General features: G+C 64.8%; 19 protein-coding genes. 17 read left to right on the top strand and 2 right to left on the bottom strand.

Annotated features, from left to right (window positions below; translation table 11 throughout):
• Window positions 1-44 precede the first annotated feature (44 nt).
• On the bottom strand, window positions 45-710 hold the full coding sequence (locus D5125_02040) for a metalloregulator ArsR/SmtB family transcription factor (GenBank protein QFY88356.1): 666 nt from the start codon (window positions 708-710) through the stop codon (window positions 45-47).
• Between the two features lie 149 nt (window positions 711-859).
• Here D5125_02040 and D5125_02035 point away from each other — a divergent pair, with 149 nt between their 5' ends.
• The 16 genes from D5125_02035 (at window position 860) to D5125_01960 (ending at window position 14,605) form a co-directional block, all read left to right on the top strand.
• On the top strand, window positions 860-1,363 hold the full coding sequence (locus D5125_02035) for a DsrE family protein (protein ID QFY88355.1): 504 nt from the start codon (window positions 860-862) through the stop codon (window positions 1,361-1,363).
• A 160-nt stretch (window positions 1,364-1,523) separates the two neighbouring features.
• Window positions 1,524-1,844, top strand: coding sequence for a hypothetical protein (locus D5125_02030; GenBank protein ID QFY88354.1), 321 nt, complete (start codon window positions 1,524-1,526; stop codon window positions 1,842-1,844).
• Window positions 1,845-2,052: 208 nt separating this feature from the next.
• The gene (locus D5125_02025) at window positions 2,053-2,835 is read left to right on the top strand and encodes a sulfite exporter TauE/SafE family protein (GenBank protein ID QFY88353.1); all 783 of its coding nucleotides are present in this window, start codon (window positions 2,053-2,055) and stop codon (window positions 2,833-2,835) included.
• Window positions 2,836-2,877: 42 nt separating this feature from the next.
• On the top strand, window positions 2,878-3,315 hold the full coding sequence (locus D5125_02020) for a hypothetical protein (protein ID QFY88352.1): 438 nt from the start codon (window positions 2,878-2,880) through the stop codon (window positions 3,313-3,315).
• Window positions 3,316-3,346: 31 nt separating this feature from the next.
• A complete protein-coding gene (locus D5125_02015) occupies window positions 3,347-3,751 on the top strand; it encodes a hypothetical protein (GenBank protein ID QFY88351.1) in 405 nt (134 codons plus the stop codon).
• 2 nt (window positions 3,752-3,753) lie between these two features.
• A complete protein-coding gene (locus D5125_02010; GenBank protein QFY88350.1) occupies window positions 3,754-4,314 on the top strand; it encodes a TlpA family protein disulfide reductase in 561 nt (186 codons plus the stop codon).
• A gap of 59 nt (window positions 4,315-4,373) precedes the next feature.
• A complete protein-coding gene (locus D5125_02005) occupies window positions 4,374-5,231 on the top strand; it encodes a sulfurtransferase (GenBank protein QFY88349.1) in 858 nt (285 codons plus the stop codon).
• 79 nt (window positions 5,232-5,310) lie between these two features.
• On the top strand, window positions 5,311-8,064 hold the full coding sequence (locus D5125_02000) for a molybdopterin-dependent oxidoreductase (GenBank protein ID QFY88348.1): 2,754 nt from the start codon (window positions 5,311-5,313) through the stop codon (window positions 8,062-8,064).
• 37 nt (window positions 8,065-8,101) lie between these two features.
• Window positions 8,102-9,094: a respiratory nitrate reductase subunit beta gene (locus tag D5125_01995; protein QFY88347.1), complete on the top strand. Its 993-nt coding sequence runs from the start codon at window positions 8,102-8,104 to the stop codon at window positions 9,092-9,094.
• A 109-nt stretch (window positions 9,095-9,203) separates the two neighbouring features.
• Window positions 9,204-10,283, top strand: coding sequence for a c-type cytochrome (locus tag D5125_01990; protein QFY88346.2), 1,080 nt, complete (start codon window positions 9,204-9,206; stop codon window positions 10,281-10,283).
• Between the two features lie 25 nt (window positions 10,284-10,308).
• Window positions 10,309-10,629, top strand: coding sequence for a DsrE family protein (locus D5125_01985; GenBank protein ID QFY88345.1), 321 nt, complete (start codon window positions 10,309-10,311; stop codon window positions 10,627-10,629).
• Window positions 10,630-10,640: 11 nt separating this feature from the next.
• Window positions 10,641-11,774 (top strand): cysteine desulfurase, encoded by a 1,134-nt coding sequence (locus tag D5125_01980; GenBank protein ID QFY88344.1) that lies wholly within the window; start codon window positions 10,641-10,643, stop codon window positions 11,772-11,774.
• 2 nt (window positions 11,775-11,776) lie between these two features.
• A complete protein-coding gene (locus D5125_01975; GenBank protein QFY88343.1) occupies window positions 11,777-12,271 on the top strand; it encodes a hypothetical protein in 495 nt (164 codons plus the stop codon).
• 60 nt (window positions 12,272-12,331) lie between these two features.
• Entirely contained in the window at window positions 12,332-13,492 is a 1,161-nt protein-coding gene (locus D5125_01970) for an aminotransferase class I/II-fold pyridoxal phosphate-dependent enzyme (protein QFY88342.1), read from the top strand.
• Window positions 13,493-13,527: 35 nt separating this feature from the next.
• Window positions 13,528-13,959: a rhodanese-like domain-containing protein gene (locus D5125_01965; protein QFY88341.1), complete on the top strand. Its 432-nt coding sequence runs from the start codon at window positions 13,528-13,530 to the stop codon at window positions 13,957-13,959.
• 10 nt (window positions 13,960-13,969) lie between these two features.
• Window positions 13,970-14,605 (top strand): methyltransferase domain-containing protein, encoded by a 636-nt coding sequence (locus tag D5125_01960; GenBank protein QFY88340.1) that lies wholly within the window; start codon window positions 13,970-13,972, stop codon window positions 14,603-14,605.
• Window positions 14,606-14,691: 86 nt separating this feature from the next.
• Here the strand turns inward: D5125_01960 and D5125_01955 are convergent, their stop codons facing one another.
• Window positions 14,692-15,264 (bottom strand): hypothetical protein, encoded by a 573-nt coding sequence (locus D5125_01955; GenBank protein ID QPB72189.1) that lies wholly within the window; start codon window positions 15,262-15,264, stop codon window positions 14,692-14,694.
• 175 nt (window positions 15,265-15,439) lie between these two features.
• Between D5125_01955 and D5125_01950 the strand changes: the two genes are divergently transcribed.
• Window positions 15,440-16,501 carry an efflux RND transporter periplasmic adaptor subunit gene (locus D5125_01950; GenBank protein ID QFY88339.1) on the top strand — a complete coding sequence of 354 codons (1,062 nt, stop codon included), beginning with the start codon at window positions 15,440-15,442 and terminating at the stop codon, window positions 16,499-16,501.
• Window positions 16,502-16,667 lie beyond the last annotated feature (166 nt).

Genomic DNA, 16,667 nt, shown 5'->3' with positions numbered 1-16,667 from the left:
TTTCGTTGCCGCACCTCTTTGGGGGCGATTGTTGCCTTGCGTCCTCAGTCCTCAGTCTTCTGTTCTACCGGAAGACCGGCATCCTTCCATTCCGGATAGCCATCGGCCAGGCGCCGGGCCTTAAGGCCTCTTTGCCGCAGCCGCTCCACGGCGGCGTAGGCCAGTACACAGTAGGGACCGCGGCAATAGGCGACGATCTCCCGTTCGGTGTCCGGCGGTAGCTGCTCCAGCTCGGCCAGGGAGATGTTGATCGCCCCAGGTACGTGGCCGGCGGCGTATTCCTCCGGTGGGCGCACGTCCAGCACCGTTACCAGGCCATCCCGCGCCCGTTGCAGCAATTCCTCGGCGGGGATCGGCTCCAGGTCATCCTTCACCCGCAGATAGCTGCTCACCAGCCGGTCCACCTCCGCCAGGTTGCGCTCGGCCACCCGCCGCAGCACCGTCATCAGCTCCACCACCTCGGGATCGGCGAGTTGATAGAACACATGCAGCCCCTCCTTGCGCCCCTTCACCAGACCGGCCTGACGCAGTTGCTGCAGGTGCTGAGAGGTGTTGGCCACGCTCAGTCCGCTCAGCCGTGACAGGCTCTCGACGTTGTATTCGCACTGGGCGAGAAATTCCAGGATCTCCAGCCGGTGGCCATTGCCCATGGCCTTGCCGAGACGGGCAAACTGCTCAAATAGGTCGCGTTTGAAATTATCTGTTGACACGGGGAAAGCCCTCTGTCTATTATTCAATCATTATCTTGAATAGTTGATTATCAGTTGTTCAGGGGATTCTAACACGGGCAGGGCCATGGGCCTGAAGCCCGGAATCGGCCGCGCCCCGGCATTATTTCACTACCATCGAGGAGTCATCCATGAAGCCTTTTGCCCCCCTTATATACCTGGTCCTTTGCGCCCTTTTCCTGTCTGCTCTGTCGGCCACCAGCCTGGCTGCCGATAACAGCCATGCCCTGAGCGGGGTGCGCGAGGGCAAGGTGGTGTTCGATATCAATATCCCCGGCCAGATGCAGAAGATGGCCCTGTATCTTCAGGTAATCGCCCAGACCAAGACCGACCTGGAGCAGGCCCAGGTCAAGCCGGACATCATTCTCGCCTTTCGCGGCGCGGCGGTGAAGTTCCTGCTCAAGGAACAGCCCGAGGATATGGCGCTGGACGACAGCCTGGCCCATGAGAAGTTTGTCGCCCTGCTCAATCAGCTGATGCAGCAGGGGGTGCGGGTGGAGTCCTGCTCCGTGGCCACCGGGCTGTTCGGCATAGACAACAGCAGCCTGCTGCCGGGCGTGGTCCCGGTGGGCAATACCTTCGCCTCACTGGTGGGCTATCAGGCCAAGGGTTACGGCACCATTCCGGTGTATTGATCGGCCTCCAGGGCTTATGGGGCTCGTCCCCCCGAGCAGGCGCTCGGAGCTCCCAGGGGCCTTGGCAAGGGTAGCGCGTGGCCAACAATCCCTGCGTTGGGCACGCTGCTATCGCGCCTTGCCGCCATCTCAACCATCGGCACATGCGGAGAATTCAACCATGCCCCTGTCCGTCCGGATCATTTCCAAGCAACCGCCGGGTGGCCGCTGCGGCCTCTATACCGGTTATGCCGAGGTGCTTGCCCGGCATCTGGATCTAACCCCTGAGACCGATTTCAGCGCCAGCCAGGATGCCCATGGTCAGGGCTATCCCAGCCTGTGGCTGGCCGGGCGGCCGGTGGCCCCGGCCGATGGGGTGATCATCATGCCGGCCGATCTGCTGGCCGCCCTCAGGGCAGCGGGGCTCTCCGAGGAGAATCTGCAGGGCCTGGCGGAGGGGCTGGAAGAGCCGCTGGAACGGATGATGGAGCAGGCAGGCTAGTGAGCCTGGCTATATCCGGCCCAATCAACCTAACGATTTAGCCACAGAGCCACAGAGCACACAGAGAAAAAGCAATGCGTTAATCACTGAAAATTTAACCCCTTTCAAGCAAACGTAATTAAAGCTTAACTCGTTGAAAAACCTCTGTGATCTCTGTTTCTCTGTGGCTTAAGTAATCCATCAAAACAGCACCTATCGAGACAGCAGTATGACCCTTAGCGCCATCATCGCCGGTCTGGCTACCGGCATCGTCCTCGGCATCTTTGGCAGCGGCGGCTCCATCGTCACCACCCCGGCCCTGCTCTATCTGCTCAATGTCGAGCCCAAATCGGCCATCGCCATGAGCATGGGCATAGTCGCGGTCACCGCTACCATCACCGCCCTGCAACACTGGCGGGCAGGCAACGTCAACGCCAAGGTCACCCTGGTGTTCGGCCTGTTCGGCATTGCCGGTACCTATGGCGGGGCGCTGCTCGGGGTCATTACCCCGGTGGTGATCCAGCTCAGCCTGTTCGCCCTGGTGATGTATGCCGCCGCCTGGAAGATGCTCCGGCCATCGGCACCGCAGCAGCACAAGTCCGTGGGTGCCGCCGCCGTGGTGACCGAGGGCGTCTGCCATGATACCGAGTGCCTGGCCAAGGTGGCGGTGCATGGTGTGCTGGTGGGGGTGCTCACCGGGCTGGTGGGTGTTGGCGGCGGCTTTCTCATCGTCCCGGCACTGGTGCTGCTGTCCGGCTTGAGCATGAAACAGGCGATTGGCACCTCGCTGGCCATAGTGGCGGTCAAGTCCTATGCCGGTTTTGCCGGTTACGCCGGGGCGGTGCCCATCGACTACCCGCTGATGGCGGTGTTTACCGCCGTGGCCATAGTCGGCAGTTTCATCGGTACCCGCTTTGCCAACCGAATCTCAGGGGATGCCTTGAAGCGTGGCTTTGCCATCTTTTTGATGCTGGTGGCCAGCTACATCATCGTCAATACCCTGTTAGTCTGAGGGCCTTGCCTGCCCTTTCTTTTCACCCTGGAGGATAACTCAATGATAAAAATAGATAATCTTTTGCTTGTGCTGCTGCTTCTGGCCGCCTGTCTGGCCCTGCCATCTGCCGCATTTGCCGCCCCCGGCGTCTCCGAGCTGAACGGCGTGAAGGTGCTGACCCTGGTCGGGCGCGATCCGCCCGGGGTGCGCTGCAATACCAATATCCAGGTGGCCGCCGAGCTGTCCAACAGCTACAAGATCCCGGTGATGCTGGTGCCCGTTACCTTTGCCGGCCCCGGTGCCAAGGCCCCGGCGGTGTATTACGGTGGCGAGCTGATCGCCGTGGATGGCGGTAACCTCAACGGTATGCTGGACGCCACCAGCCTGGCCGATGTGCTGGAGCTGGAGGGGGCCACCAGCCAGGACCAGAAGGGGCGGCTGATGCAGATCCAGTCGGAACTTGACGCCTTCAAGGCGGCAATCAAGAAGGTGCAGTGAGGCCAAACCGACGGCTTGCAGGAGATGATCCATGACTGAGCAAGGCAGATTCACCCCCCGGCGGCTGCTGGCCGGTCTGTTGCTGTTGCCCCTGCTGGCCCAGGCCCAGACACAGGCCCAGGCAAAGACCCAGACCCAGCCCCAGCCCCTGCCCACCTGGGAGGGCTGGATCGTCGGCCGCGCCTGCGCCGGCGAGCTGCGCGTGTCCGACTGCCCCCTGCGGCAGGTAAGCGACCCGGTGCTGCTGCTGGAAAACGGCCGCTTCTATCCCTTTCGCTATGGCGACGACAGCGCGATTCGCTATCAGGACATAGACGAGGCCTTCAGCAAACGGGTGCGTCTGACCGGCGCGATCGAGGCCGGCGTGATCCAGTCGGTGCGGCTCGATCTGCTGGAGGTCAGCGCCGAGCGGACCTTCTTCAAGGGGTGTCTGTAACCGTGGCCGGGCGCGTTCTGCGCCGGGCGGCGCTGGTGCTGCTGTGCTGGGGCCTGGGCCTGGCTCCGGCCCTGGCCCTGAACGCCGCGCCGCTGGATGCGGAGCTGATTCGGGCGGCGGGCCTCAAGCCCTATCCCGTGCCGCTCAAGGGGCCTGGGTTTCGGCTGCCGGACCGCAAGGAGCGGTTGCGTAGCAAGACCGACTATGCCGGGCGGGTGGTCTTGCTCAACTTCTGGGCCAGCTGGTGCCCGCCCTGCCGGAAGGAGTTTCCCTCGCTGGAGCGCTTGCAGCGGCGTTTTTCCGATGCGCCGTTCAGCGTACTGGCGGTTACCGTGGCGGATAGCCCGGCCGACGTGGAGGGCTTTCTGGCGGGCCGCGAGCCCCCCTTCGATGTCCTGATCGACACCAGCGAGGGTACCGCCAAGGCCTATCGCGCCGCCGGGGTGCCGGTGACCTACCTGCTCGACCGCCAGGGCCGCCTGTTGGCCGGAAAGGCCGGTGAGCTGGACTGGGACAGCCCGGCGGTGGTGCGCCTGATTCAGGCGGCCATAGAGGACAGGTAGATCCATCGCGGCCCGCTGCGCCGGGCCTGCATGTTCCGATTTATGCCGAGGAGATCGCCATGAAAAACCCCATGGGGCTGTTTCTGCTCTGTTTCTGTTGGCTGCTCGCCCTGCCCGCTGCGGCGGTGGAGCTGATCGATAGCGCGACCCTGGCGCAGCGCCTGGGCCAGCAATCCTTGCTGCTGATCGATGCCGAAAGCCCGCAGGACTACCGCCGCGCCCACATCCCCGGCGCGTTGAATCTGCATTACCAGACCCTGGAGGACGAGGACGAGAACAGCAAGACCGGCCTGCCGATCTTCCCCCAACTGGCGGCAAGCAAGCTCGGTGCCCTGGGCATCAGCAACGACGGCCCGCTGGTGATCTACGATCAGGGCAATGGCCGCGCCGCCTCGGCGCTGTGGTACATCCTTCGTTTTCTGGGCCATGAGCGACTGGCCATCCTCGACGGCGGTTTCCGCGCATGGGTGGCCGAGCAACGGCCGGTGACCCAGCAGCAGCCCAGCCCCGCCAGCGCCAACTACGTCCCCCGGCCGGATGTCGGCTTCGCCCTCACCAGCGCCGAGCTGCAGCAGCCCCAACGGCTGATCCTGGACGCCCGTTCCATTGCCGAGTACAGCGGCAAGGAGGATGGCGGTGCCCGCCGCGCCGGGCATATCCCCGGTGCCCTGAGTTTCCCCTGGGACCGGCTCGGCGGCGACCTGCGTACCTTTGCCGATGAGGCGACCCAGCGCGCCAGGCTCAAGCAGGCCGGTATCGACCCGCAGCAGGAGATAGTCACCTACTGCAACGGCGGCCTGGGGCGTTCTACCTTTCTGCTGCTGGCGCTAGAGCGGCTGGGTTATACCCGAGTGCGGGTCTATCCCGGTTCCTGGTCGGAGTGGGCGGCAGACCCGGCTCGCCCCATCGAACGCTGAGCCCAGGGGGTTCAAGCCATCATCAGCTACCGGGCTGGCGGGTCTTGCCGGACGGGTCATTCTTCAGGGGAGCGGGTTTATGGATCGTCGTGAATTCATCAAGGGCTCCAGCTATTGCGGTCTGGCGCTGGTGTTTGGCGGGCCGCTGACGGCCTTGCGCGCCCATGCCGCGGGCACCGACCCGGCGCGGGATTGGGAGGATGGCTATCGGCAGGAACTCATCGCCAGCCGGGGGGATGCCCAGGGCTTTGCCTTTCATTGCTCCAACTGCCAGGGCAATTGCGCCTGGCGCGTATTCGCCCGCCATGGCCGGGTTACCCGCGAGGAGCAGTCGGCCGCCTACCCGCCGATCAGCCCCAGGATTCCCGATGCCAACCCGCGTGGCTGCAACAAGGGCATAGTCCATTCCAAGGAGATGTACCAGGGCGACCGCCTGCTGCACCCGCTCAAGCGCAGCGGTGACCGGGGCGAGGGCAAATGGCAGAGGATCTCCTGGCAACAGGCCCTGCAGGAGATCGCCGAGCGCCTGCTGGATAGCCTGACGGCACATGGCCCGGCCGGGCTGATGGTATATACCGGCACCGGCATCCTCTCGCAGGGGCGGCGGGCCGGGCCGCTGCGCCTGGGTTCGCTGCTGGGTGCCCAGCGTCTGTATCCGGCCAGCGCCGTTGGCGACATGTTCACCGGGGCCTCGCTGGCCTACGGGCTGGCCAATGTGGGCCATTCGCTGGATGCCTGGTTCGAGGCCGACTGTATCCTGCTGTGGGGCATCAACCCCATGGTGACGCGCATCCCGGATGCCCACTATCTCAACGAGGCACGCTATAACGGTGCCCGTATCTACAGCATCACCCCGGACTATAACGCCAGTTGCAAATTTGCCAGCCAGTGGCTGCCGATCAAGCCGGGCACCGATGCCTACCTGGCCATGTCCCTGCTGTATCTGCTGTTGCGTGATGAACTGATCGACCCGGCCTTCATCCGCGAACAGACCGATCTGCCCTTCCTGGTGCGCGAGGACAGCGGTGAATTGCTGCGCCACCGCGATCTGCGTGAGGGTGGCAAGGAGGATGTGTTCTATTGCTGGGACGAGCTGAGCAAGAGTGCCAGGCCCATGCCCGGCAGCCCCGGTCATTTTCGCCAAAGCCTGCGTCTGGGCAAGTTGCAACCGGCCCTCGGCGGGCGCTATGAGGTCAGTGACAAGGATGGCCGGACGCTACAGCTGACCACGGTGCTGGAGCGGGTCAGGGCGGAGGCGGCCAAGTATCCGCCCGAGCGCACCCAGGCCATCACCGGCGTACATGCCGAACAGCTGGAGCGCATGGCGCAAGACCTGGCCAAGGCGGACAAGGCCATAGTCAACATAGGCTTTGCCCTGCACAAATACGTCTCCGGCACCATGACCTGCTGGGCCGCCGCGCTGGCCTGCGCCCTTACCGGGCACTCCGGCGACCGGGGCGGCCTGGATACGGAAAACAACTGGAGCCTGGGCGGCATAGGCCCGCTATCGAGCCCGAAACCGGCCCGCTTCGGCTCCGGCTTCTTCAGCGAATGGCTCAATGGCAACATGCAGGAGACTATGCAGAGCCACTATCCCGATGAGCATCTGCGCCAGACCGCGGGCTATGATTCGGCCGATGTGGCCCGGCTGGTGGCGGAGAAGAAGGCCCTGGGCAACGCCTACTTTGGCCGCCCCAAGGCCCTGCTGCTGTTCGCCGACAACATGTTTCGCCGCAACAAGGGCGAGGCCCATTACCGCGAGGCCATGCTCGGCGGGCTGGACCTGTTCGTCGATATCAACCATCGCATGGATTCCACCGCCCTCTGGGCCGACTACCTGCTGCCTGCCAAGAGTCACTATGAATCCTGGGACATCCGGGGCGAGCTGGGCTACCACAGATTCTGCAACATCACCATCCCGCCCAAGGGGCTCAAGCCGGTGGGCGAGACCCGCTCGGAGTGGAGCATCTGCCTGGGGCTTGCTGAGGCGCTTGGCGAGGCGGCGAAAAGGCGCGGCATCCAGGCCATTCCCGACCCGGATTTCCTGACCGAGGAGGGCGACATGGCCGCCCCGGTGATGCGCGAGCTGGTCGCTCTGGCGGAGGAGTTCAGCGACGGCGGCAAGCTGCGCACGGACGAGGACGTAGTGCGCTGGATCATGCGCAATGTCCCCGCCATCAGTCCCTGGACGCCGGAAGACGCCGCCCGCCATGGCTTTATCGTGCTCAACGAGCAGGCCGGTTACTCCTCGCCCCTGTATGCCAATCGGCCCTATTATTCCTTCGAGCGCAATGTCTATCTGCGCAAGCCCTACGCCACCCTGTCGGGACGCCAGCAGTTCTTCATCGATCACCCGGTATTCAAAAAACAGGGTTGGACCACGCCCACCGCCATAGGCCCCCTGCGCCCGCCGAGCTTTCCCCTGGCCTTTTACACCCCGCATACCCGTTGGGGCATACATTCCCAGTGGCGCAGCAACAGCCAGTTACTGCGGTTGCAGCGGGGCGAGCCCTATGTCTGGCTCAACCCCAAGACCGCCGCCGCGCGCCAGATCGACGAGGGCGATAGGGTGCGGGTATTCAACGACGTGGGGGACTTCATCGCCCGCGCCAAACTGATGCTCGCGGTACCGCCGGACGCCCTGGTGATGGATCACGCCTGGGAGCCGCACCAGTTCGAACGGCGCATGGGCCTGAACAGCAGCGTCGCCGGCCTGCTCTCGCTGGCCGAACTGGTGGACGACTGGGGGCACCTGAAATTCAGCCCCAACTGGGATGGCAACATGCTCGCCCATGAGTCATCGGTTGAGGTGGCGCGCCTTGCCCAATCCTGAGACGGCCCGCGGGTCCAGACCCTAGAGGAATCACGCCATGTCACAACGCCAACTGGCCATGGTCATCGACCTGAACAAGTGTATCGGCTGCCAGACCTGCACCCTGGCCTGCAAATCCCAGTGGACCGATCGCGATGGGCGCGAATTCATGTACTGGAACCATGTGGAGACCCGCCCCGGCAAGGGCTATCCAAAGGACTGGGAGCAGGCCGGCGGCGGCTGGCAGGGCGACAGCCTGCGCCCCGGCCGCCTGCCGCGCCTGCACGAGGACTACGGCTACCCCGCCGAGTTCGACTATCAGGCCCTGTTCCAGCCGGGCGACAGGCCCCTGCGTCCCGAGGACCAGCTGCAGTGGGGGGCGAACTGGGATGAAGACCAGGGTGCCGGGGAATACCCCAATGCCTACTTTTTCTATCTGCCGCGCCTGTGCAACCACTGCAGCAAACCGGCCTGTCTCGCCGCCTGTCCGCGTCAGGCCATCTACAAACGCGAGCAAGACGGCATAGTCCTGATCGACCAGCAGCGCTGTCGCGGCTACCGTTACTGCGTTGCCGCCTGCCCCTACAAGAAGATCTACTTCAACCCCCTGGCGGGACGCTCGGAAAAATGCATCCTCTGCTACCCCAGGGTGGAAAAAGGCCTGCCGCCGGCCTGCGCCTATCAATGCGTGGGGCGTGCCCGGCATCTGGCCTATCTGGATGACGAGGAGGGTGCCGTGCATCAACTGGTGCAGCGCTGGAAGGTGGCCCTGCCGCTACACGCGGAGTACGGCACCCAGCCCAATATCTATTATGTGCCGCCCCTGAGCCCGCCCAAACTGGCGGCGGACGGTCGCCCCGAGGAGGAGGCCCGGCTGCCCGATGCCTATCTGCAGGAGCTCTTCGGCCCAGGGGTCAAGGCCGCCCTGGATACCCTGCGCGAGGAGATGGCAAAAAAGAACCGTAAACAGGCATCGGCCCTGATGGACCTGCTCATCGCCTACCGCCACGGCGACATGTTCCGCCTCGACCGGCCCCGGGAGTTGATCTGAGATGAAGCCCAACGATCATGAAGTGGGGAGCACCACCCCGGAACATGAAACATCTCTTGGTGGCTTCGGGATTCGGGCCTCGGGACTCGGGACCTGTCAGTTGCTACGGATGTTTCACAGTAAACAACAGAAATCCGCATCCCTCCTGGGTCCGATACTGGGCGCGCTGCTGCTGTGCGGCGCGGCTCAGGCCGGTCGGGCAGAGACGGGCCTTGGCGTGGTTCCCGCCCTGCAAGAGCTGGAGCGTCAGGGGCGGTTGATCCAGGCCAAGGCCAGCGCGCCACTGCCCAGCGCCAGCGCCGCCATCGATTGGGACCAGATAGCGCCGCAGCGGCTGCGCCTGCTGGCACAAGACAGTGTAGCGCCGGGCCTGGAGGGGGGCGCGGCGGTGGATATCCAGCTGCGCGCCCTGGCCAGTGAAACGGAATTGGCCCTGCGCATAGACTGGCCGGACGCCCAGGAAGACCCCTACAGCCAGAGCCACACCGACCGTTTTGCCGATGCCCTGGCGGTACAGTTTGTTACCGATCCAGACCCGGACCTGCCCTACATCGGCATGGGCCAGCCCCAGCGGCCGGTAGCGCTCTGGTATTGGCAGGCCGGGCGGGGCACCCAGGCCCTGACCGCCCAGGGCTTTGGCAGCCTGGAGCCCAACCCGGCCATGGCCGCGCCCGAGGCGCTGGCCGAATACCGCGCCGGGGGCTGGTCGCTGGTGCTGCGCGGGGCCTTGCCCGCAACGCTCAACCCGCTGCCCCTGGCCCTGGCTCGGTGGGATGGGGCCGGACAAGGCAGGGATGGGCGCAAACAGCTGTCTGCCTGGCATCTGCTGGTCCTGCCCGGGCGGGCCCTGGCCGAGACGCGCCTGCAGGGCCTGGTTGAGCAAGGCCGCTCGGCGGGCGATGCCAGCCGGGGTGCCCGGCTGGCACGGGAGCAGGGCTGCGTCGCCTGCCACAGCCTGCCGGGGCAGACGCCCAGTCGCATCGGCCCCAATCTGGCCCAGGCCGGCGGCCTGCACTGGCCGGGCTATCTGCGTCAGGCAATCGAGCGGCCCTCGGCCTTCATCGTACCTGGGGCGGGCCATGCCATAATGGACCCCCAGGGCGGGGCCAGGTCACTGATGCCGCAACTGCCCCTGAGCCCGGAGCAGCGGGACGATCTGGTTGCCTACCTGCGGCAGCTGGTCGAATGAATCCACAGACTATGGAGTATTGCCCATGAAACTTGGCCTGATCATCTACAGCAACGACCCGGAAACGGTGTGGAATGCCTTTCGCCTCGGCGTCTTCGCCCTGCAGCAGGGTGATGGCGTCAGGGCCTTTCTGCTGGCCAAGGGGGTTGAGGCAGAGCAATTGGATACGGAGCAATTCGGCGTAACAGCGCAGATCCAGGAGTTTGTCGATAAGGGTGGCGAGATCCTCGCCTGCGGCACCTGCCTGAAGATCCGCCAGCAAGGTGCCAGCGAGCACTGCCCCCTGTCCAGCATGGCGGACCTCCATGAACTGGTCAGGGACAGCGAAAAGGTACTCACCTTCTGACAGAGGCCCAGATGCAACCCATATACCTCGACTACAACGCCACTACCCCCGTCGATCCCCTGGTACTGGAGGCCATGCTGCCCTGGCTGCGCCAGGGCTTTGGCAACCCCTCGTCGGACCACAGCTACGGCCACGATGCCAAACAGGCGGTGGCCAAGGCCAGGGCCCAGGTGGCGGCCTGCATCCATGCCCAGCCGGAGGAGATCATCTTCACCGGCTCGGCCACCGAGGCCAATAATTTGGCCCTGCTGGGCCTGGCACGGTGCCTTGGGGCGCCCTCGCGCCTGCTCATCAGCGGCATCGAACACCCGGCGGTCAGCCAACCGGCGCGGCATCTGGCCGAGCAGGGCTGGGAATTACAGGAGCTGGCGGTGGATGGCCAGGGCCTGCTGGATCTGACTGCGGCCCGGACGCAGATTCAGCCACCCCTGGCCCTGGTCTCGGTGATGCTGGCGAACAACGAGATCGGCAGCATCCAGCCGCTGGCCGAGCTGGCCGAATGGGTGCATCAGGCCGGCGCCCTGCTGCATGTGGACGCCGCCCAGGCCCTGGGCAAGATTGCCGTGGACGTGGCAGCTTTGGGGGCCGATCTGCTCAGCCTGGCGGGCCACAAATGCTACGCACCCAAGGGGGTGGGCGCGCTCTATGTGCGCCAGGGCATTGAGCTGGGCTCGATCCAATTCGGCGCGGGCCATGAGCGCGGACTGCGTCCCGGTACGGAGAACGTCGCCTACATCGTTGGCCTGGGGATGGCCGCTGAGCTGGCGCAGCGCCAGCTGGGGGTGGAGCAGGAGCGGTTGCGTGATCTGCGCGACCGGCTGCACCAAAGGCTCGGCCAGGCCATCCCCGGCCTGGAGCTGAACGGCCCACCGCAGCAGCGCCTGCCCAACACCCTGAATCTCTCCTTCCCTGGGGTCAGCGGGGCCGAGCTGCTCGCCGCCGCGCCCGAGGTAGCCGCCTCCACAGGCTCCGCCTGTCATGCCGCAGATGCCGCCGTCAGCGGCGTGCTCGCCGCCATGGGTGCCAGCCCGCAGCGGGCGCGGGGGGCGGTCAGATTGTCATTGGGGCGCTACAGCACCGCCGATGAGATCGACCAGGCCGCCGCCGCCCTGATCCGCGCCTGGCAAGCCTGTCAGGCGAGCTAAGCATGGATGAACTCTGGCCCAGCGCCGACTATGCCGCGCAGATCGAGCGCCTGCGCGCTGCCGTTGGCCAACAGGTGTATCTAATAGAGCTGCACGGCGGCAAGGTCAACCTGGGGGTGTCGGTGACCGGCGAGGCCTTCGAGCTGCTGGCGGTGCTGGACTATCCCCGCCCCGACCCGGCCCGTGGCATCCTGCCGCACCTGCTGCTGCTGGACGATGGCCGTGGCGTCAACCTCGGCCGCATCGCCCGGGTCAGTACGCGCCCCTTCGCCCCTCAGACCGAGCACCTGCTGTATCGCGACACAGAAGCCAGCGACAAGCTGCTGTTTGCCGAGCAACGCCTGTCGAAGAACTGGATCGCCCAACGCTCACGGCAACTGCTCGCACGGGTTCTGGGCAAGCCCGAGCCGCCGCTGTTGGAAGATACAGGCCCGGCTAAATCCGAAAACCGGATCGCAAAGCACGCAAAGCAGCGCAAAGGGCGCAAAGAAGACTGAATAACTGGCCCGGATTAAGCCGGGTCTGGAACCCCAACCCCCCATCAAAGGAGAGCACCAATGACCGAACTTGCCGCCCGCTGCGTCCATGCCGGAGAAATGGACGACCCCCAGGGCTCGCCGCACAGCCCGCTGTACAGCTCCACCACCTTCAAGTTCCCCTCCACCCAGGCCATCCTGGATGTGGTGGAGGGTCGCACCCTGGCTCCGCTCTACACCCGCTACGGGCTCAATCCGACGATCCTCGCCCTGGAGGAAAAACTCGCCGCGCTGGAAAACGCCGAGGCGGCCTGGGCCTTCTGCTCGGGCATGGCGGCGGAGGCGGCGCTGTTTGTCAGCCATGGCCGCAAGGGGGTGATCTGCATCGGCGATGCCTATGGCGGCACCCTGGAGCTGCTCAAGGACCAGCTGCCCCTGCTGGGCATCCCTGGGCATTTCCTGCTCGGCCATGAGCTGGATCGGCTGCCGCAGCTGTTACAGCAGGGTGCCGGGCTGGTGTTCTTTGAGACCCCGACCAACCCGGCGCTTGAGATTTTTGACATCGCCGCCATCGCCGAGCTGGCCCATCGCCATGGTGCCCTGGTGGCGGTGGATAACACCTTTGCCTCGCCAGTGAACCAGCAGCCCCTGGCCCTGGGCGCGGACTTTGCCGTGCATTCCTGCACCAAGTACCTGGGCGGGCATTCCGATCTCACCGCTGGGGCCATCATGGCCAGCAAGGAGCTGCTGGCACCCATCTGGGGCTGGCGCAAGAACCTGGGGCAGATGCTCGCCCCGGAGACCGCTGCCCTGCTGGCGCGCAGTATCCGCACCCTACCGATCCGCGTGCAGCAGCAAAACGCCAACGCCCAGGCCGTGGCCGAGGCGCTGAGCCAGCACCCCCGCGTCAGTCGGGTGCTCTACCCTGGCCTGGACAGCTTCCCCGGCAAGGCCCTGGCGGCCCGGCAGATGAGCGGTTTTGGCGGCATGTTGAGCTTTGAGGTGGCGGAGGGCGGCGTTGCGGCCAGCGCGGTGGCGGATCGGCTCAGGCTGTTCGCCCTGGCTCCCAGCCTGGGTGGGGTGGAAAGCCTGATCACCCAGCCCTGCACCACCACCCATCACGGCCTGAGCGCCGAGGAACGCGCCCGCCGCGGGATCAGCGACGGCATGTTGCGGCTATCCATCGGTCTGGAAGACCCCAAGGACCTGATCGCCGATCTGCACCAGGCCCTGGCCACTTAAGCCACAACCCCACTGACACAACCGAGGAGATTGCCATGAACCCATTCATCCCCCTGCTCGTCATCGCCCTGGGCCTTGGCGTTGTCAGCACAGCCCAGGCCGAGGCCGACCCGGCCGTGGTTGAGGCCCTGGAGGAATACTTTGACTTTGCCGACTACGGCTCCGGCCAGATCACGGTGGAGCAGATACCTGCGGCTGATTACGCCAACTTTTACATCCTGGATGTGCGCGATGCCGAGCAGTTCGCCAAGGGGCATATCCCCGGCGCGGTGAATATCGAGTGGCGCAAGGTGTTTGCTCAGCGTGCCGACTTGCCCAAGGACAAGACCATTCTGGCCTACTGCAACAGCGGCTCCTTTGCCTCCCAGGTGGCCCAGGCCCTGCGCCTGGATGGCTTCAGCAATGTGCGCCTGCTCTACGGTGGCTATGAGCGCTGGTTGCAGAGCCAGAATCCGACCAAGCCCTGAGGCTATCTCCATGCTTGCGCCAGCCAGCTACCATCAGTGGTACCAAAGCCCGCGCGGGGCCTGGTTCGCCGAGCGCGAACTGGCACTTTTGCGCCAACTGATGCAGCCGCAGGCGGGGGAGAGCTTGCTGGATCTGGGTTGCGGCACGGGGTTTTTCAGCAGCGGCTTTGCCGATCTGGGGCTTGAGGTCAGCGGCCTGGACCCGGACCCGGCGATGCTCGACTTCGCCCGCCAGCGCGATCCACGGGTGCGATGGCTGCAGGGTCGGGGTGAATCCCTGCCCTTTGCCGATGGCGCCTTTGATCAGGTGCTGGCGATGACCAGCCTGTGCTTTGTTGCCGACCCTCAGCAGGCGCTGGCGGAGATGTGGCGGGTCAGCGGCAAGGGGGTGACCCTGGGGCTGCTCAATCGCCACAGCCTGCTGTATCGGCAAAAACGCGCCTCCCCCGGCTATGCCGCTGCGCGCTGGGACAGCCTGAGCCAAGCCCTCGGCTGGGTCGATGGATTGAGCCCGCGGCCGCGTGTTGACTGGGCCAGCGGCATCTTTCTGCCTTCGGCAACGCCCCTGGCTCGCGGGCTGGAGCGGCTTTTACCTAGCTCATTGGCCTGGGGTGGGGTGCTGGTGTTGTGCCTGCAAACAACATGAGGGTCTTTTTGTGACGGCTCATCTCAGTCCGCCGGCCAGCTCAGCTGTCGACTAACCTGGCAAAGGCGTCATCCTATATTCCTCAGCTAAGCCACAGAGACACAGAGATCACAGAGGTGTTTCAAAGAGCTACATATTAGACCAGGCTCACCTAAAAGGTGATGAGCGTTCGCTTTCCAACACATTAATTTTTCTCTGTGTACTCTGTGGCTCTGTGGCCAAATGCTCTTTTTAGGGTCAAACAGGGCCTTGAGATAATCCAGGCTGGCCTGGGTCTGGCCGACCAGGTCCTGGGATGCCTTGGCGGTGGCGGCATAATGGCCCTGGTCATCCTTGCTGATCCAGCCGAGGCCCTCCATCTGCTGCAGCTTGCGCCGCACCGTCTCGCGGGGGATGCCGCTGCACTCGGCGATGGATTGCAGGTTGATCGGCTCCGGTGGCAGTTCCCGGCGGGTTTCGATGAACTCATCCAGGGTGAAGCTGTTGACCCGGCGGCAGGGCAGGGTGCGCGAGCCGATGATGGCGAGGATCAGCATCAGGTCCAGATCACCGGCAAAGGCTTGACGCAAGCGAATCAGCAGTTCAGTGAAATGCTCCACATGCACCGGCCAGATAGTGCCGAAGTGCTGCTGCAAGTCGATGGCTGGGGTTTTGGGCATTTTACGGGCTCTGTGGTTTGAACCTGGCCAGCTGGCAGTTGGCCTCTGACAGCTTGCGAGCATTCTACCCCCTCGCCGCACTCCTCCCGCCCATTTTGGGCGCTATCCCCCTTGCCGGGTATCCGGCACTGCTCGACACTGCGCCCATTCAACTATTCATTGTGGGATCAGCCCCATGCCCAACCTCCATCGTCCCCTTTGCCTGGCCGCTCTGCTCGCCGCAGCCTTGGCGCTGAGCGCCTGCCAGCAGGAAGCTCCCCCTGAGGTTGCAGCAAAGAGTCGGCCGGTGGCGATTTTTCAGGTCCAGGCCTGGGAGCGACCCCTGCGTCTGCGCTTTCCCGGCCGGGTGCGCGCCAGTCAGCGAGCCGAGCTGGCCTTCAACCTCGCTGGCAAGCTGGTGGATCTGCCGGTGCAAGAGGGCATGCAACTGGCCGCAGGTGACCTGGTAGCCCGGCTCGATCCGGCCGGCTTCGAGACCCAGCTGGCCCAGGCCGAGGCCGAGTTCGCCCAGGCCAAGACCAGTTTTGACCGTCTCAACAGCCTCTGGCAGCAAAGCCAGGCGGTGGCCAAGGCCGAGCTGGATCAGCAGCGGACCCAACTCAACCTCAAGCAAGTCGCCCTGGATGCCGCCCGCAAGGAATTGGCGGACAGCCAGCTGCGCGCGCCCTTCGCCGGCCGGGTGGCCCGGCGCTGGGTGGAGAACCACCAGAACGTCCAGGCCAAGGAGGCCATCATCAGCCTGCAGGACCTGTCCCAGCTGGAAGTGGTGATCCATGTACCCGAGCGGGTGGTGCAAAGTCAAAAGCGGCGCGAGTTCGGCTATGTGCGCTTTGCCGACCTGGCCGAGCCGGACCAGCCGGTGCGGCTGAAGAGCTTCGCCAGCGAGGCAGACCCCCAGACCCAGACCTACGAGGTGGTGCTGGAACTCATTCCCAGCCAGGGTAGCCGGGTGCTGCCAGGGATGGCGGTGGAGGTGCTGGCCGAGGGTGCCAATGCAGGCGATGAGCCCAAGGAGCTGATCATCCCCCTCAAGGCGGTGCTGGTGGAGGCGGACGGCCAACCCAAGGTCTGGGTAGTGGACCCGGAAACCGACAAGGTCAGCCTGCGCGCCATCCAGGTGGGCGATGTGCGCGATAGCCATGTGGTGGTGCAGCAGGGCTTGAAAGCCGGCGAACGCATCGCCAGCGCCGGCATCCACCAACTGCGCGAAGGCATGCAGGTCAGGCCGCTGCCTTGATTTGGCTTCAATCAGGACGCAGAGACCGCAAAGAAGCGCAGAGATCGCGGAGTTGAAAGATGTTCTTTAGAGAAGACCAAATAAAACCTCTGCGTGCTCTGCGCTACTCGACTCGGGCCTCCTGCTTCGTTCTACCTCCTGCGTCCTGCAGTCGTCCGCGTTCTCT

It is taken from the genome of gamma proteobacterium SS-5 (genome assembly GCA_009497875.2).
In the GTDB taxonomy this organism is placed as follows: Bacteria; Pseudomonadota; Gammaproteobacteria; order Chromatiales; family Chromatiaceae; genus Magnetovirga; species Magnetovirga frankeli.
The sequence above is the reverse complement of the archived record's forward strand: the minus strand, read 5'-3'. Positions and strand labels throughout refer to the sequence as shown.